Raw genomic sequence first — 20,129 nt, forward strand, 5'->3', positions numbered from 1 at the left:
TCGCGGGCGAGTTTGGCTTCAGGCATATTGGTCATGCCGATGACATCAGCCCCCCAGCTTTCGCGGTACATTTTGCTCTCCGCCAGCGTGGAAAATTGCGGACCTTCCATGGCGAGATATGTGCCACCATTGTGGACCTTGATCTCTGCGTCTTGGGCGGCCTCAAGGCAGGCGGCAGACAGGCGCGGACAGGTCGGATGGGCGACCGAAACATGGACGACGCAGCCCGTTCCGAAGAAGGATTTCTCGCGCGCAAATGTGCGATCAATGAATTGATCTACAACAACAAAATCTCCTGGCGCCATCTCTTCGCGAAAGCTTCCGCAGGCGGAAACCGAGATTACATCTGTTACACCGAGGCGCTTGAGGGCGTCGATATTGGCACGGTAGGGAACGGTGCTCGGCGAATGGACATGGCCGCGACCGTGGCGGGGGAGAAAGGCCATTTTGACCCCCTCGAGCACGCCTGTCAAAACTGCATCAGAAGGCTTTCCCCAAGGGGTTTCGATCTCTTGCCAGCTGGCGTTTTCCAGTCCGTCGATCTCGTAGATGCCGGACCCACCGATGACGCCAATAACAGTCTCGCTCATGCTTTTCTCCCATAGGTTTTCGAGGCTATTTGTGACCCGTGAGTGGCGCAAAGGCAAGGCAGCGTGCGCTGACTTAACGTGGGTGTGATGGGCCAAAACAGGGGGGGTGAAAAGCGTGCACAACCCGTGCACAACCCGTGCACCGAGCAAATCGACTTTTGGCGCGGCGCGAATCGTTAACCTTTGGGCTCTCTGACACAAAAAACTATGCCGCGGTGCAACGTGGCACAGAGGCGTTTTGTCTGGGGGCTGGCTATTTTCGGCGTGGCGCGTTAGGGCGCGAGACGAAAAGCGAACCCGAATGATGACCCGAATAGGACAGATGATATGAAACGCGCCCTTATGGCTGCCTTTGCCAACCGCCTTGCCATGCCCGATCTGCGGCTTATGCCCGACGAGCCATGGAGCGTGTCGCGGATGCGCATCGAGCTGTTGGCGGGGCTTACTGTGGCGCTTGCGCTGGTGCCTGAGGCGGTTGCGTTTGCGTTTGTTGCGGGGGTTCATCCTCTTGTCGGTCTATATGCAGCCTTTCTTGTTGGTCTAATCACAGCTGTGTTTGGAGGCCGTCCAGGAATGATCTCTGGTGCGACGGGCGCACTGGCGGTTGTTATGGTTGCGCTGGTTGCGCAGCACGGCGTTGAATATCTTTTTGCTACGGTCGTTTTGATGGGGATGTTGCAGCTCTTTGCGGGCGCGATGCACTGGGGCAAGTTTATTCGCCTTGTGCCGCATCCTGTGATGCTGGGTTTTGTGAACGGCCTTGCGATTGTTATTTTCCTTGCGCAGATGACGCAGTTCAAAGTGCCTGGTTCGATGGAGAACACGGGCCACGGAATGAGCGGGGGCGAGTGGCTCACGGGTGTGCCTTTGATGATGATGCTGTCGCTTGTGGCCCTGACCATGGCGATTATCTGGGTGATGCCCAAGGTAACGCGGTTTGTGCCGGCGCCTTTGGCTGGGATCGGGATTGTTGCGATTTTGGTGATTGTGCTAGGGCTTGATGTGCCGCGTGTTGGCGATCTGGCCTCAATCAAGGGCGGCTTTCCGAGCTTCCACAATCCTTTTGGCACGGGTGAGGGGCTATACGGGACCGCGCTTGCGCCGCTCAATATGGAAACGTTTTACATTATTCTGCCTTATGCCGTGATTCTGGCGGCGATTGGCCTGATCGAGAGCTTGCTGACGCTCAACCTTGTGGGCGAAATTACTGGCAAGCGCGGTGGCGCGTCTCAGGAATGTATGGCGCAGGGCGCGGCCAATGTTGTGACCGGCTTTTTTGGCGGTATGGGCGGCTGTGCGATGATCGGGCAGAGCATGATCAACGTGAAGTCTGGCGGGCGCACGCGCATCGCGGGGATCGCGGCGGCACTGTTTCTTTTGACATTCATTATGTTTGCCTCGCCGCTGATTGAGCAGATCCCGCTCGCAGCGCTTGTTGGCGTGATGTTTATGGTCGTGATCGGGACGTTTGCCTGGAACTCGCTCACAATCCTGCGGCGCGTGCCACTCAACGATGCTTTCGTCACTGTTTTGGTGACGATTGTGACTGTGGCTTATGACCTGGCGATTGCGGTTGTTGTGGGTGTGATTGTCTCGGCGCTGGCTTATGCGTGGAACAATGCGAGCCGTATTCATGCTGTGACGCGCGAGTCGACCACGGACGAAGGCGCGAAAGTCTATGAAATTCGGGGACCGCTGTTTTTTGGCTCCAGCGACGGGTTTGCCGAGATTTTTGAAGTGGAAACAGACCCTGACCTTGTGATTGTGGACTTTAAGGACAGCCGCGTTGTCGACCAGTCTGCTTTGCAGGCGATTGAGGCTTTGGCGGCACGCTATGAGGCCGCGGGCAAACAGATCCGCTTGCGTCACTTGAGCCGCGATTGCCACAAGCTGCTCAATAAGGCCGGTCATCTTATCGTCGATAGTGACGATGACCCTGATTACGAGCTGGCTGTCGATTATGATGTGCAGACGGGCATTCTGGAAAGTGGCCACTGATCGTCCTGTCTCGCGCGGATGTCGTGGATGTTGACATCAAAGACCAAAATCTGCGCGCTGTCGGTTTGACATCATCTGCAAGACTGGCAGAGTGCGCGCAATCAACGCGAGGGGAAGCGATATGAAACAGCGCGAATTGGGCCGTACCGGGATTTCTGTCAGCGAGATGTGCCTTGGCACGATGACGTTTGGAACGCAGACGAGCGAGGCCGACAGTCATGCGCAGATGGATATGGCGCTCGATCATGGGGTTCAGTTCTGGGACTGCGCAGAGATGTATCCTGTGAACCCTTTGAGCCGCGAGACGCAGGGCGACGCAGAGCGCATTCTGGGCAATTGGTTCGAGACGACGGGGCGGCGCGGCGAAGTTGTGTTGGCGACGAAACACTCGGGCGAGGGCTATATGAATGTGCGCGACGGCGCGCCGATCACTGCGGAGACGATTCCTGCCGCGATTGAGGGCAGCCTTGCGCGGCTCAAGACGGATGTGATTGATCTCTACCAGTTTCACTGGCCCAACCGTGGCTCTTATATGTTTCGCAAAAACTGGACGTTTGACCCCAGCGGACAGAACCGTGCCGAGACGATTGCCCATATGGAAGACGCTCTGGGCGCGCTTCAGAAAGAAGTCGAACGCGGGACGATCCGCGCCTTTGGCCTCTCTAACGAGAGCGCTTGGGGGACGTGCCAGTGGCTAAATGTGGCTGAGCGAATGGGCGGGCCGCGGGTGGCCTCTGTGCAGAACGAATATTCGTTGCTCTGCCGCTTGTATGACACCGACATGGCGGAGATGAGTCTGAACGAGAACGTCGGCTTGCTCGCGTTTTCCCCTTTGGGCGCGGGGCTTCTGAGCGGGAAATATCAGGGCGGGGCCGTGCCCGAAGGCTCGCGCAAGAGCTTTGTGCCCGAGATGGGCGGGCGGATCACGCCGCGTGTCTTTGATGCGGTAGAGGCCTATCTGGCGATTGCCGCGCGCCACGAACTTGACCCCGTGCATATGGCGCTGGCTTGGACGCTGACGCGGCCCTTTTTGGGCAGCTCGATCTTCGGGGCGACAACTGTGGGCCAGCTCGAGCATGCTTTGGGCGCGGTGGATCTGAGCCTTTCTAGCGAGGTGCTGGAAGAGATTGACGTGGCGCATAAGGCGCATCCGATGCCTTATTGAGGGCGTCGTGCTGAGGCTTCGAATTTCGCTGCGCGAAATCCGACCGGCTGGGGGCGCTGCCCCCAGACCCCCGGGATATTTAGAGAAAGAGAAAGCCGCTGTTCAGCGTTCTTGGCGCAGGGCGCGTAGCGAGCGGCCGTGGGCTTTGCTGAAGGCGCGGGCGAAGCTGGCTTGGGAGGCAAAACCTGTGGCCAGAGAGATGTCTTGCACGGGCAGGGACGTATCGAGCGCGAGGCGGTGGGCCTCTGAAAGGCGCAGCGCGAGGTAGGTGGCTTTCGGGCTTTGGCCGATGGCAGTTTTGAAGCGCAACTCCAGCACGCGCGGCGAGAGCGAGAGCTGTGTTGCCAGCGCTGCGATGCTTAGGGGCGTTTCGATATGGGCCTGCATCAGCGCGAGGGCGCGCGCGACGGCCGGGTGATGACGTGCGAGGCTTTGGCGGCTGGCGGGGTTTTGCGGTAAATCGGCAGGCTGGGAGGGGTCATGCAGGAACGCGCCTGCAACCTCTTGGGCAAGGCGTGCACCAAAGCGCTCCTCGATCAGGCGCAGCATCATATCAAGGCCGGGCATGGCTGCGCCTGCTGTGGCGAACTTGCCAGACTGAACGAAGCGGTGTGGCAAAGTCTCGACCGCGTCAAAGCGGCTGGCGAAATGCTCCAGATCTTCCCAATGGGCTGTGGCGCTCTGACCATCGAGCAGGCCCGCGCTGGCGAGGAGCCAGCTTGCGCCATCAATCGCGGCGATCTGGCCTGCATGAGGCGCGAGGCGCCGCAGGGCCGCGAGAAGCTGTGGCGTGGCATGGGCATCAAGATTGAAGCCTGCCACGATGATGAGGAGATCGCAGCTTTCCAGCGCGGCAAGAGGTGTGCCCTGAACCTCTATACCAGAGGTGAGCCTGGCAGCGGACTCTGTGGGCGTCACAAAGCGCCAGGAAAACAGTGTGCGGCCTGCGCGGCGGTTGGCAGCGCGCAGAGGATCAACGGCCGCGGCGAAGCTGAGCGTGTTGCTGTCACTTAGGACAAGCACTGCTGTGTCGAGCGCTTTTGGTGATATTTTTTCGGATAATGACATATTATTTTCGTAAAAGATCAAAAGAGCCAACGCAAGTGCGGTGATACTTTGAGCAACACGCCATGCAGAAGAGGATTCGCAGATGCCACTGACTATGAACAAAGAGGTTTTCATCACTTGTGCCGTAACAGGCTCAGGCGGCACGCAAGACCGCAGCCCACATGTGCCGCGCTCGCCCAAGGAGATTGCCGAGAGCGCGATCAAGGCGGCAAAGGCAGGCGCGGCTGTGGTGCATTGCCATGTGCGTGACCCTGAGACAGGCAAGCCGAGCCGCGACTTGAAGCTTTACCGCGAGTTGACCGACCGTGTCCGTGAGTCTGATACAGACGTTGTGCTCAATCTCACGGCGGGCATGGGCGGAGATATGATCTTTGGCAGCTCCGAAGCACCTTTCCCGCTTGCTGAGGGAGCAGACATGGTCGGTGCGACTGAGCGTGTTGCGCATATTGCTGAATGCCTCCCCGAGATCTGTACGCTGGATTGCGGCACGATGAACTTTGCCGAGGCGGATTATGTGATGACCAATACGCCGGGAATGTTGACGGCGATGGGCACGATGATGACCAAGCTTGGCGTTAAGCCAGAGATTGAGGCGTTCGATACAGGGCATCTTTGGTATGCCAAGCAGCTTGTTGCTGATGGCGTTCTGGAGCCTGATGCGCTGGTGCAACTTTGCATGGGCGTGCCTTGGGGTGCGCCTGACGATCTTAACACCTTTATGGCGATGGTGAACAATGTGCCGAGCAACTGGACCTTCAGCGCCTTTGCGCTGGGGCGCAACCAGATGGCGTATGTTGCCGCCTCTGTACTGGCGGGGGGCAATGTGCGGGTCGGGCTTGAGGACAACCTCTGGCTTGATAAAGGTGTCTTGGCCGAGAACTACCAGCTTGTAGAGCGTGCCGTTACGATCATTGAAAACATGGGCGCGAAAGTGATCGGGCCTGAGGCCGTACGTGAGAAGCTCAAGCTGACAAAACAAGCGCCAAAGGGATGATACGCCGCTGGCTCATGGCGGCCACTGTGGCGTTGGCGGGGTGTGCGCCCGTGCCAGAGGCGGCCTCTGTGAGCTATCGCGATAGCGCGGCGAGAATCTCGTCGACACTGCGGTTTGATCTGGTGAGGTTTCAGGGTGATTGGGTCGTGCGAGCGTCTTATCCGACAGATGTTTTGCAGCGCGTGACGATCAGGGCTGTGAGTGAGACGCGCTTTATCTGGCGCGCGGATGGTCGCGAGAGTCAGGGGGAGGTGACCGGTCCGGGGCGCTTTAGGCTTGAAGGAACGAGCGAGGAATACTGGGTGCTTTGGGTGGATGAAGGGTTTCGCACTGCTGCGATTGGGACGCCCGAAGGGAGCTTTGGGCTTATCCTTGATCGCAAGCCGCGCGGGGGGACTGACCGCATGGTGGCGGCGCGGGAGATGCTCGACTTTAATGGCTATGACGTGAGTCAGATCGCGCTGCGACAGTGAGCTGGGCAGAGATGAGGGCGACAAACAGGGGACAACGGCCATGAAACGGATTTTTGCAATTGGGGCGGCTGTGCTGACTTTGGTGGCGCTGGCGTCTTGTCAAATGGCGGAAACGTCAGGCGGCGCTGCGCCTGTTGGTGGGCGTTCACCGCTTTTGGTCGGGCAGGAGTGTGAGGCCGCTGGTGGGCGTATGGTTGTGGGGCTTGTGGGGCCGCAATGCGCCAGCGCACAGCCTGATGCTGGCAAGCGCTGCCGCGACAATTCTGAATGCGCCGGGTTTTGCTTGGCTGAGACACGGAGTTGTACGCCAGTGACCCCCTATTTTGGCTGCTATGATGTTCTAAACGGCGGCGAGCCCGCAACGATTTGTGTAGATTAACCTTTGAAGGACGAAAAAAGATGAAAAAACAGGCTGCTATCATTGGTGGTGGTGTGATTGGCGGCGGCTGGGCTGCGCGCTTTTTGCTCAATGGATGGGATGTGCGGGTGTTTGACCCTGATCCCGAGGCGGAACGCAAGATTGGCGAAGTGCTCGCCAATGCGCGCCGCTCTCTTCCGGGGCTGGGCAATATGGCGCTGCCTGAAGAGGGGCGCTTGAGTTTTCATGCGGACCTGTCTGAGGCTTGCGCAGGCGCGGCTTGGGTGCAGGAATCTGTGCCTGAGCGGCTCGACATCAAGCATAAGGTCTATGCGCAACTGGCCGACTGTGTGGCGGCGGAGGCTGTGATTGGCTCCTCAACCTCGGGCTATAAGCCGAGCGAGCTTCAGGCAGGCATGGCGAATGCGCATCAGATTGTTGTGACCCATCCGTTTAACCCCGTTTATTTGTTGCCCTTGATCGAGTTGGTGAGCACAGAGGCGAACAGTGCCGATGTGATCGCCACGGCGAAAGAGGTCATCTCTGGCATCGGGATGTATCCGCTGCATCTGAAGAAAGAGATTGATGCGCATATTGCCGATCGCTTTCTTGAGGCGGTGTGGCGCGAGGCGCTTTGGCTGATTAACGATGGGATCGCCACGACCGAGGAGATCGACAATGCAATCCGCTATGGCTTTGGCATCCGCTGGGCGCAGATGGGCTTGTTTGAGACCTATCGTGTTGCGGGCGGCGAAGCGGGTATGCGCCACTTCATTGCGCAGTTCGGGCCTTGCCTGAGCTGGCCCTGGACCAAGCTTATGGATGTGCCTGAGCTGACGGATGAGCTTGTCGATGCGATTGCCGATCAGTCTGATGCGCAGTCGGGTATGCATTCGATCCGCGAGCTTGAGCGCATTCGCGACGACAACCTTGTCGGTATGATGCGCGCGCTTGGCGCCAATGACTGGGGCGCGGGCGCCCTTCAGAACGCCCACGACAAAACGCTGCGCGCGGGTGCGGGGATTGTTGACCATGTGGATGACATCGTGGATCTGAGTCAGCCCGTGCTGACGCTGCACCGCGTGGTTCCGCTCGATTGGCTCGATTATAACGGACATATGACCGAGAGCCGCTATTTGCAGGCCTTTGCCGACAGTACCGACCGCTTCATGGAAATGATCGGCTGTGACGCGGAGTATATCGCCAGTGGCGGAAGCTATTTTACCGCCGAGACGCATATTCGCCATCTTGATGAAGTTCATGCGGGGGCAAAGATTACGGTGCGCACGCAAGTCATTCTGGGGGAAGGCAAGAAGATGCACCTGTGGCATGAAATGTGTGAGGGTGCGCGGGTCTTGGCGACGGGAGAACATCTGCTTTTGCACGTTGATCTGGCGACGCGCCGTGCGGCTCCGCCTGCGGCACAGGTTGAGGCGGCTTTGGTCAAGGTTGCGACAGCGCATGCGAGCCTGCCCGCACCTGAGGGGCTTGGTCGCGCTGTTGGAGCGCCACGATGAAGGTTCTTGTGACTGCGGGCGCGTCCGGGATCGGGCGCGCTATGGCGGAGGCTTTTGCGGCGGAGGGCGCAGAAGTCTGGGTGACAGACGTTGACAAGAAGGCGCTCTCAAATCTTCCTGCGCATTGGGGCGCTGCGGATGTGGATGCCTCCGACGAGGCGGCTATGGCTGATTTCTTTGCCGAGCTTGAAGTACGCTGGGGCCGTCTTGATGTGCTCTGTGCAAATGCGGGTATTGCCGGGCCGACAGCGCCTGTGGAAGAGATTGCGCTCGCTGATTGGCAACGTTGTGTGAGTGTGAACCTTGAGGGGGCGTTTCTGGCGGCTAAATATGCGGCGCCGATCATGAAAACCGCTTTGAGCGGTTCGATTGTACTGACCTCTTCAACGGCGGGGCAGTATGGCTATCCGTTTCGTGCGCCCTATGCGGCGGCAAAATGGGCTGTGATCGGGCTGATGAAAACACTGGCGATGGAACTTGGCCCTTATGGGATCCGCGCCAATGCGATCTGCCCCGGGGCGGTGGAAGGCGAGCGAATGGAGGGCGTGTTGGCGCGTGAAGCGCTCGCCAAAGGGATGACGCGGGACGCCGTCTATCAGGGCTATGCCAGCGGAACATCGATGCGCAGCTTTGTGACGGCTGAGGATGTTGCCAATATGGCTGTGTTCCTTGGCTCGGATAAGGCGCGGCTTGTGAGTGGCCAAGTCATTGCTGTGGACGGGCATACGGAGAACCCTGATCCGAAGGTTTGAGTTCGAATTGGCTTCGCCAATCCGACCCGCTGGGGGCTTTGCCCCCAGACCCCCAGCATATTTGCAGAAAGAGGAAGGATCAGGGGCGGTCTGCGGCGAGGGCGTCGAGGTGATCGGGGAAGTCGCGGGCTGTGATGTGGGCTTCGCGCACGAGAGCGTCAAAATGCTGGGTCAGCGCGGCAACGCGTTCGCGATCGCGGAAGGTAAGATAGTCGCGGCCCACGTAGAGGGCGGCGAGGAGCGGACCGAAGACTGTGATCGGGGAGGAGAACAGCCGACGGGCATCAAAAAGGTAAATCCGCAGGCGCGGGTAGAGTTGATCGTGCAGCTCTTTGAAACGATCGATCTGGGCGCGGCGGGCGGCGAGCGATAGGCCGCGGTAATAGCCTTCGCCATGCACGAAGCTTGCGATTTCATAGAGAGGCAGAGCGATTTCGTAATCAGAAGGGCTTTGGCGAATAAAGGTGAGACGGTCTTCCATTGCGCCAATCGCTTGCTCTGCGGTGCGCCCAAGGTGCGGCGCGTATTCCCAATTTAGCACCTCGCGGGTTTTGAGCATATCTGGCAGGGCGGCAGGGACATGGCGGATTTTGTAGCCTGCGGCCTCTTTGTGCCACTGAAAGATTTGTTCATCAATCATTGCGCGTGGGGCTTCTGTGAGCGTAAGCGAGTTGGCCAGAAGGGCTGCTGCGGTCTCTGGGCGGTCAGACAGGGACAAGAGCCAGTCAGCGGAGACGCCAAGCGCGGCGGCACATTCGCCCACCACTTGCGCATTGGGCAGGCGCGCGCCCTGACCAGACAGGAGCTGGGAAATTGTCGAGCGATTCACGCCGATGTGACGCGCGAGCGCGGCTTGACTTTCGCCTGCCGTGGTCATGGCGCTTGCGAGGCGCTGGCGGAACTGGGCAGCGCGGAGGCGCTTGTCTACTTTATCCTGCATATGGTGACTAATATCACTATTGCTTAGAAATGTTAATCATATTCGGACTGCGCGCTGGCGCGGGGGCTGTGTAACGTTTTTGTGAAGTTGACTGGCATTGGAGCAGAGATTGGACACCCGCAGGCGCACATTGATTAAGGCCGCGTTCTGGAACCTTCTGGGGCTGACTGTGATGAGCCTTGTGGGATTTGCTGCCACGGGGTCTTTTGCTGTGGGTGGGGCGATGGCACTGGTGAATACGCTGCTCGGGTTTGTGATGTATATCGGCTATGAGCGGCTTTGGGCGGGTGTCGCTTGGGGGCGCGCATGAGGATTGCGCGGGTTGAGTGGCCGACGCTCGTGCTTTTGTTCGCGACTTACGGGCTTTGGGCGATCGGGACGACTTGGGCGGCAGAGATATGGCTGCCTTTGGGAATGCTTTGCGTGATGCTGGCGGCGGCAATGCATTCGTCGCTTTGCCATGAAGCGCTGCATGGGCATCCGACGCGGCTTAAATGGCTCAATGAGGCGCTGGTTTTTGCACAGCTTTCGCTTGTTATTCCTTATGGCCGGTTTCGCGACTTGCATCTTGTTCACCATACGGATGAGAACCTGACGGACCCTTATGATGACCCTGAGAGCAACTATCGCGACCCGAAAGTTTGGGCGGCGATGCCACGCTGGGGGCAGGTTTTGCTTGAGTTTAACAATACGTTGCTGGGGCGCATGTTGGTCGGGCCCACTGTGGGGCAGTTTTTCTTTATGCGGGAAGATTGGCGCGCGATTGTGGCGGGAGACCGTGCCGCTTTGGTGGCGTGGCTTGTGCATATTCCTGCGGTGGCGCTCGTGATCTGGTGGGGGCTCGCTGTGGGCCAAATGCCGCTCTGGGCGCTGTTCTTGGCAACATATGGCGCCCTATCTCTTTTGAAAATCCGCACCTATCTGGAGCATCGCGCACATGAAGCGTGCCAAGGGCGCACCGTGATTGTCGAAGACCGTGGGCTGCTTGCGCTTTTGTTTTTGAACAACAACTATCATGTGGTGCACCACGAGCGCCCCGGCGTGCCGTGGTACAGGCTGCCTGCTTTGTTCCGTGCTGAGAGAGAGGCGTTTTTGGGCAAAAATGACGGCTATTACTACCGCTCTTACGGGACTGTGTTTGCGAAGTATTTTCTGCGCGCGAAAGACCCTGTGCCTCATCCGCTCTGGCCAAGCGAGTAGGCCTGCGCCTATAGAAGGCGATGAGCTGGATTATCCTTTCTGTTATGGCGGCGGCGTTTCAGACTCTGCGCTTTACCTTGCAAAAACGCCTGAGCATGGGCGCGCTGTCGGCGGGCGGGGCCACGCTGGCACGGTTTGCATTTACCGCGCCGTTTGTGACACTTTTGGCGGCAGGCTACCTTCTATGGCGCGGACAAGGGCTGCCTGAAATTGAGCCGGTCTTTTGGGCTTATGTGCTCACGGGTGGCGTGACGCAGATCTTGGCGACATGGTGCGTTGTTGCGATTTTTGCGAGCCGTAACTTTGCAGTCGGAATTACCTTCAAGAAAACCGAAGTCATGCTGACGGCGCTTGTTGGCTTTGTTGTCTTGGGAGATGTGGTGAGCCTTGGTGGACTGTTTGCGATCGGGCTGGGGCTTGTTGGTGTCTTTGTGCTTTCGGATATTCCGGAGGGCGCGGGCGGGCTGATGCGGCGGGCGATGAACCCTGCGGCGGGGTTGGGGCTTCTTTCCGGGGTTTTGTTTGCCTGTTCTGCCGTGGCGTATCGCGGTGCGACGCTTGAGGTTCAGGCCACTGACCCCCTTTTGCGCGCGCTTGTGACGATACCTTGCGTGACACTTTTTCAGGCTTTTGCGCTCGGGGGATATTTGCGCTGGCGAGAGGAGGGTGAGGTGTCGCGCGTGCTGGGATCATGGCGCACCTCGGTTTGGATGGGGCTTGCGGGTATGGGTGGGTCTCTCTGTTGGTTTACCGCCTTTGCGATGATGAATGCGGCCTATGTTTTTGCTGTTGGGCAGGTTGAGGTAATCTTTTCAATTATTGTGTCTGTTTGGTTTTTTGGCGAGGTGATCACGCGGCGCGAGTGGGCTGGTATGGGGCTGATTACGGCCTCAGTCTTGGCGTTGGTCTGGCTGTACTGAACGGATTTCGAATGTGCTTTGCACATCCGACCAGCTGGTGGTTTCACCCCCAGACCCCCGAGGATATTTATAGAAAGAAAAAGGGGGGGCGTTTAGTCGTCCGCGATCTGCTTGCCTGTGAGGGGGCCGCGACCGCCGAGACGCAGAAAGAGGCTTTCCTCGATGCCGTTGTGAAAGAACGGCACATTGCTGGGCGGCTCTGTGGCATGGGCGCGGTGGGCGACTTCGGCCAGCACCACTTCTGTTATGAAGGGCAGATCAAAGCTGCGGACTTCTTCGAGCGGAATCCACTGAAGGTGGGAGAGCTCGTCTTCGGCGCCTGAGAAATCATCCAGATCAGACGCGATTTCATCGGCGTCGACGAGAAAGAAGCGCGCATCAAAGCGGCGGGGGCGACCCATTGGTGTGATGGCGCGAAAGACGAATTGCAGCGGGCGCGCGGAGGGAAGATAGCCTGCTTCGGCGAAGTCCTTCCAATCGTCGGGAATATCGCTGTGCCACGGACCTTTTGCGCCAAGGATAAGGCCTGTTTCTTCCCAAAGCTCGCGAATGGCGGCGACACCGAGCGCGGAGGAAATATCGCGCGGGCAGCCTTCGGCAAGGCGTGCTGCACAGGTGGGGTGAAAGCCCTCGGCGAGAGGGACATCAAAGTCATCACTGTCCAGTGCTCCGCCTGGAAAGACGAATTTGTTGGGCATGAAGGCGGCCTTTTCACCGCGTTGGCCCATCAGCACTTTGGGCGCTGTGAAGCGATCGCGCAGGGCGATCACTGTTGCGGCATTGCGGATGGCTGTCTTATCGATAGGTTTTGTCATCTGGCCCTCAAGCGAGCGCGGGTATGGTCACTTCGGGACACCAAAACCGTGCATGCGGCGGGCCCATTGAAAGCCGATCACCGCGCCTTTCATTTTGGGGAGAAGGTATAGGGTGAGGGCGGTCGTGCCAAGCGCGAAGATGGTGAACAGTGTCAGCGGCTCGGGCCGAAACTTCACAAAGGAAATGTGCATGAGCGGGATCATCAAGTGGCCGACCACCAGGATTGTCAGGTAGGCGGGGCCATCATCGGCGCGTTGGAGCGTGAAGTCTTCACCGCAGACGGCGCATTCGCCGTGCACTTTGAGATAGCTTTTCAGCAAGGGGCCAGAGCCGCATTTAGGACATTTGCCGCGCCAGCCTTTGAGGAGCGCGGGCTTGAGCGGGGGGAGGATCTCCGCAGCGTCGGAGATGTGTGCGAGTGTCTGGTCGGTATGGGGCATGTGTTGTCCGTTGTGTGACGTTTGGTCAAGAGTGAGGGCAAATGGCCTAGAAATAAAGGGTGTAGTTCGGTCTTGCGGCGTGATGTCGCTGCTTTTGCAGTCAGGGGGCGACGGAAACTGTGCGCGCACGCGTATCAGCCTCAGAAGCAGCGGAACAACACCGCGGCAAGAGTGAGGAGATATCATATGAAGCCGAATAAAGCAGTGGCCGTTATTGTCGCAGTAAGCATCGCAGCCACAGGTACAAGTGCGCTGGCCTTTGGCAAGATGCGGGGTGAGGGCGAGCGTGGATCGCGCGGCGAGATGCGCTTTGAGCAGCTTGACACTGACAAGGACGGCAAGCTCAGCCGTGCCGAGCTTGAGGCGGGCCCAGCGGCGCGCTTTGCGAGCACGGATGCAAACAAGGATGGTAAGATCACGGCGGATGAGGTGACTGCTGAAGGCCAGAAACGCGCCGAAAAGCGTTTTGGCAAGATGTTGGAGCGCCATGACGTGGACAAAGACGGCGCGTTGAGCCTTGAGGAATTGAAGGGCGGCGAACGTCATGCTCAAATGTTTGATACGCTTGATGCTGACAAGGACGGCTTTTTGAGCAAGGACGAAATGCGCAAGATGCGCAAAATGGGCAAACGCCACGACCACGGCAAAAAGTCCTACTGATAAGCAGGCTGTGCGCAGGGCCAGACGTCTTGCGCACTTGCCACAAAGCCCTTGCGAGGCTAGGCCGATGGAATGACGCAGATGCCACTGGATGACACAGAGACTTTGGGCGAAGAGGCGCTTCTCTTGCTGTTTGCAAGGGGGGACGAGCGTGCCGCGGAGGTTTTGACTCTGCGGCTGACACCTGTTGTGCTGGCCCATGCTTATCGTCTTTTAGGGGATAGAGCCGAGGCGGAGGATGTTGCGCAGGAGGCGATGCTGAAGCTTTGGCGGATGGCGGCAAGTTGGCGGCAGGGGGAAGCTAAAGTTACCACTTGGCTTTACCGCGTGGTGGCCAATGCCTGCACTGACCGTCTGCGCAAGCGGCGCACTGTCGAGCTTGAGGCCGTGGCGGAGCCAGAGGACGGGGCGGCGAGCGTGGAGGCGCAATTGCAAGAGCGCGCTCGCGTGGACGCCTTTCAGGAAGCGCTGAATGCGCTGCCCGAGCGACAGCGCCAAGCCGTCGTTTTGCGCCACATCGAGGGACTGGCAAACCCTGAGATTGCGGCGATTATGGATGTGAACATCGAGGCTGTTGAAAGCCTGACGGCCCGTGGAAAGCGGGCATTGAAAGCGGCTCTTGAGGGACGCAAGGATGAACTGGGGTATGAAGATGACTGAGCTTAACAACACGAGTGATGCGGGGCTGGACACCCTTTTTGAGGCGGCCAAGCGGGACGCTCCTCAGCCTGATGCGGCACTTCTGGCGCGCGTTCTCGCGGATGCTCAGGAGGCGCAGAGCGGGTTTGTGCTGCAGACACTCGCGCCTTCAGCCGCTGCCAATCCACGGGGTTCGCTCTTTGAGGGACTGTTTGACATGATCGGTGGCTGGGGGGGTCTTAGTGGGCTGACGGCGGCTTCGGCCTTTGGGCTTTGGCTGGGGATGAGCCCTGCGCTCGGGCTCAGCGACGGTTTCGGGCTGCCGAGCTTTGGCGCTGCTGCCGCTTTGGAAAGCCTTGGGACGGATTACGACTATCTGGCAGGATTGGGAGAGGTGTGATGGCGGAGACGGTGAAAGATACAAAGCCTAAGATGAGCCGCAAGCTGAAGGTTCTGTTGATTGGCTCGCTCAGTGTGAACCTCTTGGTGGCGGGGCTGTTTGTCGGGGCTATTCTGCGGCATTCGGGGCCGTCGGATGTACGCGGGCATTCTGATCTTCTTTTACGGGTTCTGGACAAGGACGACCGCCGCGCAATCGGGGCCGCTGTGAAAGAGGTACAAGGCGGTGGGCGGCGCGCCTTTTGGGCGGGGCAGAAAGCAGCGCTTGGTGATATTGCGACGGCTCTGAAGGCTGAGCCCTATGATGGCGCAGCTGTGCAGGCGGCTTTGGTGCGTAAATCGGCGCATATGTCCCAAACGCGCAATGCCGCCGAGTCGGCAATGTTGGCGCGGTTTGAGGCGATGAGCGGAGCCGAACGTGCCGCTTTGGCCAAGCGTTTGGAAGCGGCTTTGGCGCGGGGCCTGAAGCCTGACTGGAAGAAAAAAGACACGCGCGACCAATAGGGCGCGCGCCAAGCGATACAGGGTTACGCCGCGGTGCGGGCACTCATGGTCACTTGATTGCGGCCATGGCGCTTTGATCGATAGAGAGCTGTGTCGGCGCGGGCGATCAGAGCGTCAGCAAGATCGGCTGTTTCTGCACGCTGCATATGGGGGCGTGGCTCCTGCACGGCGACGCCGATACTGATCGTGATATGCTGGAGTGGCGCGTTTGTCGCGAGACGGAACGGATGCGCATCAACGAGTTCGCGCAGCCTGTTGGCCGCCTCTTGGGCGCGGCTATGGTGTGTACCAGGCATGACCACCAGAAACTCTTCGCCCCCAATTCGTGCGAGAAGATCTTCAGGGCGCAAATTGTGCTGCAGCAGCGCCGAGAGTTCAACGAGCGCGGCATCGCCTGCGGCATGGCCAAGGATATCGTTCACGCGCTTGAAGTGATCCACATCAATGACCATGACAGCGCAGCTCTGGCCCGTAGCCTCGCAGTCGGCCACTGTTTGGGCAAGCTTGAGGGAGGCAAATCGGCGGTTGTAGAGTCCCGTCAGCGGGTCTGTTACGGCGGCGCGCAGTCCGTCGTGCATATAGGCGCGGCGGTGATCATTGCGTTTTTTGCGGGTGGCCAGCTGTTTGATGCGCAAGCCAAGCTCAACCGGACAAAAGCCATGCGGAAGGACATCATCTGCACCGCGGTCCATCGCGTCGCAGTAGAGAGTTTCTACTGGGCGATCCAGAACGGCGATAAGTCCTGCATCGCGGGTGCGCGGGTGTGCCCGTAGGTCGGCCAGAAGGCACAGTCCAGCTTCGGGCGCATCTGCCTGAACTTCTATGACGAGCACATCAGGGCTTTGGCCAGTCCGCTCATCAAGCAGCCGGCTTTCTTCGCAGGGTTGGATCAGGCAATCAGGGGTTTTGCTCAGCGCGGCGCACCATGCTTTGGCGCGTGTGGCCGCAGAAGAGGTGACGGTGACGCGGGCGGGCGCCATGAAGCCGCTTGGCGCTTCACTGAAGCCGAGAGATTGGGACATGCGCTCTGTGAGCAGTGCGTCTTCACGGCTGTCATGGCTGCGCAGGATTGAACGGAAGCGTGCCAGCAGGGCAGCGATCTTTGGGGGGTGTGACATAACATCTGCTGCGCCAGCCTTGAGCAGCTTGAGCCGCGTGACGGGGTTGTAGCCTTCCATCAGCATGATGATGGGCAGTTTGGCGAGCTTCGGATTTTCGCTGAACGCTCTTAGAAACTGTTCTGGGCTCATCTTGTCGGGGCGCGCGGAGGCGAGCACGATGTCTGGCTGTTCGCTGACCGCAACTGAAAGACCTGCTTCCGCGCTTGTGGCTTGAACAACTTCATACCCTGCGGCCGAAAGCTTGACGTTGAGCACGATCCGATTGGTCGCGATGTCTTCAACGATTAAGACTTTGCGTGGCATGACAACAGATACCTTTTAAACTTGTGATTAACGAAGACATTGCCCAAGACTGGTTAAGAAAACCTTTCTGAGAGAATTAAAAATGTCTGTTTCGCAGGATGCTGCCGAGGAGATCGGCGTAAAAGCGCTCATCTGGCTGGCTGGAAATGAAGATTTGATGCCTGTTTTTTTGGGGGCTAGCGGCGCCAGTGTCGACGACATAAAGGCGAGTGCAGGTGAGCCTGCTTTTTTGGCGTCGGTGCTTGATTTTTTGTTGATGGATGATGCTTGGGTCATGGGGTTCTGCGAGGCGGAAGGGCTTAAGTATGACCAACCGATGTATGCGCGGGCCGCTTTGCCTGGCGGGGAGCAGGTGAACTGGACATGACACGTATTGAAGCTGTGATTTTTGACAAGGATGGCACGCTCTTTGACTTTGCGAGCACATGGGAGGCATGGGCTCTCGCGTTTTTGCGGCGGTTGGGGCGGGATGAGGCACATGCGCGTGAAATGGCTGCGGCGGTTGGCTTTGATTATAAGGCACAGGTCTTTCACTCTGATTCGATAGTGATTGCTGGTATGCCAAGCGAGATTGCCGAGGCGTTGGCTGCGCATTTGCCTGAGTGGGAACAGGGAGCGCTTGTTGATTTGCTCAATGAGGAAGCAGGCAATGCGCCACAGGCGGAGGCAGCGCCGCTTGTGCCGCTTTTGTCAGGGCTGCGCGCAGCGGGCTTGAAGCTTGGGGTTGCGACAAACGATGCGGAAGCACCTGCTCTTGCACATCTGGCGAGTGCAGGTGTGACCGAGCTCTTTGACTTTGTGGCAGGGTTTGACAGCGGCTATGGCGGTAAGCCAGCCCCAGGGCAGCTTTTGGCCTTTTGTCAGGCCGTTGGTGTGGCGCCTGAAGCTTCTATTATGGTGGGGGATAGCACCCATGATTTGCACGCGGGGCACGCGGCTGGGATGCGCACGGTGGCTGTGCTGACGGGAATGGCGGATGAGGCAACGCTCGCTCCGCTTGCGGATGTTGTCTTGCCGGACATTGGGCATTTGCCTGAGTGGCTCGGGCTTTAAACAGGGTGCGTATTCGCTGAGCCAATGCGCACAGGCGAGGGGGCTTTTCCCCCCCGCGCTCCCCCAGGATATTTCTGGAAAGAAAAAGTTTGGTTAGTGCGCGGGCTTGATGAAGGTTCCGTTGCGCAGGTCTGACATGGCTTGGCGGATTTCATCTTTGGTGTTCATGACGATGGGACCGTGCCATGCAACGGGTTCTTGAAGGGGGGCGCCCGAGATCAGGAGGAAACGAATACCTTCTTCTCCAGCTTGGACTGTGACGCTGTCACCTGTGCCAAAACGGATGAGGGTGCGGTCGCCTGACATGTCGCGGATGTTGACCTCTTCGCCCATCACTTCTTTTTCGAGAAGCACGCCAGAGGGCGCAGAGGCATCAGAGAACGCGCCTTGGCCTTGAAAAACATAGGCAAAAGCGCGGCGGTATGTGTCTACAGGAAGAGTCTTTTTGACGCCAGCTGGCACGAACACATCGAGGTATTGCGGATCTGCTGCGATCCCGTCGACGGGACCGCGCTTGCCCCAGAACTCGCCTGTGACGACGCGCACGCGGGTTCCGTCATCATCGATAATTTCGGGGATCTCTTTGGCGGCGACGTCTTGGTAGCGGGGATCTGTCATTTTGAGATCGCGTGGGAGATTGGCCCAGAGCTGGAAGCCGTGCATCTGACCACTCGCGTTTCCGCGTGGCATTTCCTGATGCATAATGCCGGAGCCTGCTGTCATCCATTGTACATCGCCAGCGCCAAGGCGGCCTGTGTTGCCGAGGCTGTCGGCGTGATCGACTTCGCCTGACAAGACATATGTGATGGTTTCGATGCCGCGGTGCGGATGCCACGGGAAGCCCTTGGCGTAATGCGCAGGGATTTCGTTGCGAAAGTCATCAAACAAAAGGAAAGGGTCAAGCTCGGAGGGGTCATGAAACCCGAAGGCGCGATGCAAATGCACGCCTGCGCCTTCCATTGTTGGAACGGCGTTGCGGGCTTCGAGGACGGGGCGAATGGACATGTGGCATGCTCCTGTTGCGGTTGGGCATAGCTTAGGCTTGTGGCGGGTTCAGAGCAATTCTGCGTGGTGCGGAGCCTGCTGTGCATTTGCGCACAGAGGCAGGGAGGAGGCGTGGCTTACGCCTGAAAAAGCCATGTGGATGTCGCTTGTGGGCCAGAACCCGCTTGGTGCAGAGTGAAGCATGGAAAAAACAGAAATTCGCAAGACAGGGAGAGCGATATGAAGGTCGGATTTATCGGGTTGGGGAATGTGGGGGGGAAGCTTTCGGGCTCTCTTTTGCGCAATGGCGTGGAGCTGATGGTTCATGATCTCAATGAAGACTTCGTTAAGGCCAAGGTTGCGGCTGGGGCGGTTGCGGGTGAGTCGCCTGCCCGCATGATGCGGGAGTGTGATGCGGTGATCACCTGTCTGCCCAGTCCTGCGGCGAGTGCGGCTGTGCTCAAGGAGATGTTGCCAGAGGTAAAGGCCGGCAAAATCTGGATGGAAATGAGCACGACCGACGAGGCCGAAGTGAAGCGCATAGGCGCCGAGGTTATCGCGGCGGGGGGCGCGGCTGTGGATTGCCCCGTCTCGGGCGGCTGTCACCGTGCGGATACCGGGAATATCTCTATTTTTGCGGGCTGTGATCGCGAAACCTTTGAGCGCATCCTGCCGCTGCTGACCATTATGGGGCGGCGTGTTTTGCACACGGGCGCGCTTGGCTCTGCCTCTGTTTTGAAAGTGCTCACGAACTTCTTGGCGACAGCCAATCTGGTCTCTGTGGCCGAGGCGCTGACCGTGGCCAAGGGCGCGGGAATGGACCTTGGCGTGGCCTATGAGGCGATGGCGATTTCTTCGGGGACGAGCTTTGTGCATGAGACGGAGGGGCAGGTGATCCTCAACGGGAGCCGCGATATTTCGTTCACCATGGATCTGGTGGCCAAAGATATCGGTCTTTTTCAAGAGGTTGCCGACCGCGCAGGTGTTCCGCTTGAGCTCAACCCTCTCTTGATCAATATCTTCCAAGACGGGATCAACCGTTTTGGGCCGCGAGAACTTTCGCCCAATATTATCAAGCGCTTGGAAGAAGCCACAGGGCTTGATGTGACAGCGCCGGGATTCCCTGCGGAAATGACGGATGACGAGCCTGAAGAGCGTGGCGCGGAAGTTATTGTGAAGCGATAGTGAAGAAAGCGGCCCGCTTGGTTAACGGGCCGCTTTGAGGGCTGATTCTA

24 protein-coding genes are annotated in these 20,129 nt (G+C 58.6%); 17 read left to right on the top strand and 7 right to left on the bottom strand.

Annotated features, from left to right (window positions below):
• Window positions 1-590, bottom strand: a 590-nt coding sequence (locus P8O11_RS12675) for an S-methyl-5'-thioadenosine phosphorylase (RefSeq protein WP_300294725.1), incomplete at its 3' end; no start/stop codon positions are given.
• 327 nt (window positions 591-917) lie between these two features.
• Here P8O11_RS12675 and P8O11_RS12680 point away from each other — a divergent pair.
• Window positions 918-2,588: a SulP family inorganic anion transporter gene (locus tag P8O11_RS12680; RefSeq protein ID WP_300294727.1), complete on the top strand. Its 1,671-nt coding sequence runs from the start codon at window positions 918-920 to the stop codon at window positions 2,586-2,588.
• 121 nt (window positions 2,589-2,709) lie between these two features.
• Window positions 2,710-3,753: an aldo/keto reductase gene (locus tag P8O11_RS12685; RefSeq protein ID WP_300294729.1), complete on the top strand. Its 1,044-nt coding sequence runs from the start codon at window positions 2,710-2,712 to the stop codon at window positions 3,751-3,753.
• Window positions 3,754-3,855: 102 nt separating this feature from the next.
• On the opposite strand, the gene P8O11_RS12690 is transcribed toward P8O11_RS12685, so the two are convergent.
• Window positions 3,856-4,821, bottom strand: coding sequence for a GlxA family transcriptional regulator (locus tag P8O11_RS12690; protein ID WP_300294731.1), 966 nt, complete (start codon window positions 4,819-4,821; stop codon window positions 3,856-3,858).
• 82 nt (window positions 4,822-4,903) lie between these two features.
• Here P8O11_RS12690 and P8O11_RS12695 point away from each other — a divergent pair, with 82 nt between their 5' ends.
• Genes P8O11_RS12695 through P8O11_RS12715 form a run of 5 tightly spaced genes read left to right on the top strand, consistent with a single transcriptional unit; the run spans window position 4,904 to window position 8,915 of the window.
• On the top strand, window positions 4,904-5,815 hold the full coding sequence (locus P8O11_RS12695) for a 3-keto-5-aminohexanoate cleavage protein (protein ID WP_300294733.1): 912 nt from the start codon (window positions 4,904-4,906) through the stop codon (window positions 5,813-5,815).
• Window positions 5,812-6,288, top strand: coding sequence for a lipocalin family protein (locus P8O11_RS12700; RefSeq protein ID WP_300294735.1), 477 nt, complete (start codon window positions 5,812-5,814; stop codon window positions 6,286-6,288). The genes P8O11_RS12695 and P8O11_RS12700 overlap by 4 nt, the downstream gene beginning before the upstream one ends.
• Window positions 6,289-6,328: 40 nt before the next feature.
• A complete protein-coding gene (locus tag P8O11_RS12705; RefSeq protein WP_300294737.1) occupies window positions 6,329-6,667 on the top strand; it encodes a hypothetical protein in 339 nt (112 codons plus the stop codon).
• Window positions 6,668-6,687: 20 nt separating this feature from the next.
• The gene (locus P8O11_RS12710; protein ID WP_300294739.1) at window positions 6,688-8,163 is read left to right on the top strand and encodes a carnitine 3-dehydrogenase; all 1,476 of its coding nucleotides are present in this window, start codon (window positions 6,688-6,690) and stop codon (window positions 8,161-8,163) included.
• Complete coding sequence (locus tag P8O11_RS12715) at window positions 8,160-8,915, top strand: SDR family oxidoreductase (protein ID WP_300294741.1); 756 nt, start codon at window positions 8,160-8,162, stop codon at window positions 8,913-8,915. Before P8O11_RS12710 ends, P8O11_RS12715 begins: the two co-directional genes overlap by 4 nt.
• 79 nt (window positions 8,916-8,994) lie before the next feature.
• Here the strand turns inward: P8O11_RS12715 and P8O11_RS12720 are convergent, their stop codons facing one another.
• The gene (locus tag P8O11_RS12720; RefSeq protein WP_300294743.1) at window positions 8,995-9,855 is read right to left on the bottom strand and encodes a helix-turn-helix transcriptional regulator; all 861 of its coding nucleotides are present in this window, start codon (window positions 9,853-9,855) and stop codon (window positions 8,995-8,997) included.
• A 109-nt stretch (window positions 9,856-9,964) separates the two neighbouring features.
• On the opposite strand from P8O11_RS12720, the gene P8O11_RS12725 reads away from it, so the two are divergent.
• From P8O11_RS12725 to P8O11_RS12735, 3 genes are read left to right on the top strand one after another with little or no spacing between them, the layout of a single operon-like run.
• Entirely contained in the window at window positions 9,965-10,165 is a 201-nt protein-coding gene (locus P8O11_RS12725) for a DUF2061 domain-containing protein (protein WP_300294744.1), read from the top strand.
• A complete protein-coding gene (locus P8O11_RS12730) occupies window positions 10,162-11,055 on the top strand; it encodes a fatty acid desaturase (protein WP_300294746.1) in 894 nt (297 codons plus the stop codon). The genes P8O11_RS12725 and P8O11_RS12730 overlap by 4 nt, the downstream gene beginning before the upstream one ends.
• 20 nt (window positions 11,056-11,075) lie before the next feature.
• Window positions 11,076-11,975 carry a DMT family transporter gene (locus tag P8O11_RS12735; RefSeq protein WP_300294748.1) on the top strand — a complete coding sequence of 300 codons (900 nt, stop codon included), beginning with the start codon at window positions 11,076-11,078 and terminating at the stop codon, window positions 11,973-11,975.
• A gap of 92 nt (window positions 11,976-12,067) precedes the next feature.
• Here P8O11_RS12735 and P8O11_RS12740 read toward each other — a convergent pair whose 3' ends face one another.
• A complete protein-coding gene (locus P8O11_RS12740; RefSeq protein WP_300294750.1) occupies window positions 12,068-12,790 on the bottom strand; it encodes an NUDIX hydrolase in 723 nt (240 codons plus the stop codon).
• Window positions 12,791-12,817: 27 nt separating this feature from the next.
• Window positions 12,818-13,231, bottom strand: a complete 414-nt coding sequence (locus tag P8O11_RS12745; protein ID WP_300294752.1) for a DUF983 domain-containing protein — start codon at window positions 13,229-13,231, stop codon at window positions 12,818-12,820.
• A gap of 186 nt (window positions 13,232-13,417) precedes the next feature.
• Between P8O11_RS12745 and P8O11_RS12750 the strand changes: the two genes are divergently transcribed.
• From P8O11_RS12750 to P8O11_RS12765, 4 genes are all read left to right on the top strand, one after another.
• Window positions 13,418-13,891, top strand: a complete 474-nt coding sequence (locus P8O11_RS12750) for a calcium-binding protein (protein ID WP_300294754.1) — start codon at window positions 13,418-13,420, stop codon at window positions 13,889-13,891.
• A 72-nt stretch (window positions 13,892-13,963) separates the two neighbouring features.
• Window positions 13,964-14,551, top strand: a complete 588-nt coding sequence (locus P8O11_RS12755; RefSeq protein WP_300294756.1) for an RNA polymerase sigma factor — start codon at window positions 13,964-13,966, stop codon at window positions 14,549-14,551.
• Entirely contained in the window at window positions 14,544-14,930 is a 387-nt protein-coding gene (locus P8O11_RS12760) for a hypothetical protein (protein WP_300294758.1), read from the top strand. The genes P8O11_RS12755 and P8O11_RS12760 overlap by 8 nt, the downstream gene beginning before the upstream one ends.
• Window positions 14,930-15,433 carry a periplasmic heavy metal sensor gene (locus P8O11_RS12765; RefSeq protein WP_300294760.1) on the top strand — a complete coding sequence of 168 codons (504 nt, stop codon included), beginning with the start codon at window positions 14,930-14,932 and terminating at the stop codon, window positions 15,431-15,433. The genes P8O11_RS12760 and P8O11_RS12765 overlap by 1 nt, the downstream gene beginning before the upstream one ends.
• A 23-nt stretch (window positions 15,434-15,456) precedes the next feature.
• Here the strand turns inward: P8O11_RS12765 and P8O11_RS12770 are convergent, their stop codons facing one another.
• On the bottom strand, window positions 15,457-16,857 hold the full coding sequence (locus P8O11_RS12770) for a diguanylate cyclase (protein ID WP_300294762.1): 1,401 nt from the start codon (window positions 16,855-16,857) through the stop codon (window positions 15,457-15,459).
• A gap of 82 nt (window positions 16,858-16,939) precedes the next feature.
• Between P8O11_RS12770 and P8O11_RS12775 the strand changes: the two genes are divergently transcribed.
• On the top strand, window positions 16,940-17,224 hold the full coding sequence (locus tag P8O11_RS12775) for a DUF3572 domain-containing protein (protein ID WP_300294764.1): 285 nt from the start codon (window positions 16,940-16,942) through the stop codon (window positions 17,222-17,224).
• The gene (locus P8O11_RS12780; RefSeq protein ID WP_300294766.1) at window positions 17,221-17,910 is read left to right on the top strand and encodes an HAD family hydrolase; all 690 of its coding nucleotides are present in this window, start codon (window positions 17,221-17,223) and stop codon (window positions 17,908-17,910) included. Before P8O11_RS12775 ends, P8O11_RS12780 begins: the two co-directional genes overlap by 4 nt.
• A gap of 93 nt (window positions 17,911-18,003) precedes the next feature.
• Here the strand turns inward: P8O11_RS12780 and P8O11_RS12785 are convergent, their stop codons facing one another.
• Window positions 18,004-18,915: a pirin family protein gene (locus P8O11_RS12785; protein WP_300294768.1), complete on the bottom strand. Its 912-nt coding sequence runs from the start codon at window positions 18,913-18,915 to the stop codon at window positions 18,004-18,006.
• Between the two features lie 174 nt (window positions 18,916-19,089).
• Here P8O11_RS12785 and P8O11_RS12790 point away from each other — a divergent pair, with 174 nt between their 5' ends.
• Entirely contained in the window at window positions 19,090-20,079 is a 990-nt protein-coding gene (locus P8O11_RS12790) for an NAD(P)-dependent oxidoreductase (protein WP_367186892.1), read from the top strand.
• Window positions 20,080-20,129 lie beyond the last annotated feature (50 nt).

The sequence above is a fragment of the Lentibacter sp. genome, from assembly GCF_029254145.1.
Classification (GTDB): Bacteria; Pseudomonadota; Alphaproteobacteria; order Rhodobacterales; family Rhodobacteraceae; genus Lentibacter.